The sequence below is a fragment of the Gleimia coleocanis DSM 15436 genome (assembly GCF_000159015.1).
GTDB classification, from domain to species: Bacteria; Actinomycetota; Actinomycetes; order Actinomycetales; family Actinomycetaceae; genus Gleimia; species Gleimia coleocanis.
The window spans coordinates 1-230 of the sequence record NZ_DS999567.1 but is presented as its reverse complement, the minus strand read 5'-3'; the positions used below and the strand labels follow the sequence as shown (position 1 = coordinate 230).

Genomic DNA, 230 nt, shown 5'->3' with positions numbered 1-230 from the left:
CTGTACAGCACGAAGAAGATAATGGCTTCGAGCATCAGGATGAAGGCAACGATCATTTTACGACGCGCAGCACCTTTCATCGCGAAGGCTTCTTTACCGAAGATAACCACGATACCGAAGGCAACAACGCCCAGCGCCATACGCGCAACTTCCTGATTGTGCAGCAGCCAGGTGGCGATAGCGATCAGTGCCACAACACCAATAATGGTCAGCAGCAGGTTACGGTAGTT

1 protein-coding gene is annotated in these 230 nt (G+C 51.7%); it reads right to left on the bottom strand.

Features of this window, described 5'->3' with window-relative positions:
- On the bottom strand, positions 1-230 hold a 230-nt coding region (locus HMPREF0044_RS07700; RefSeq protein WP_006547573.1), incomplete at both ends, for a POT-type proton-dependent oligopeptide transporter.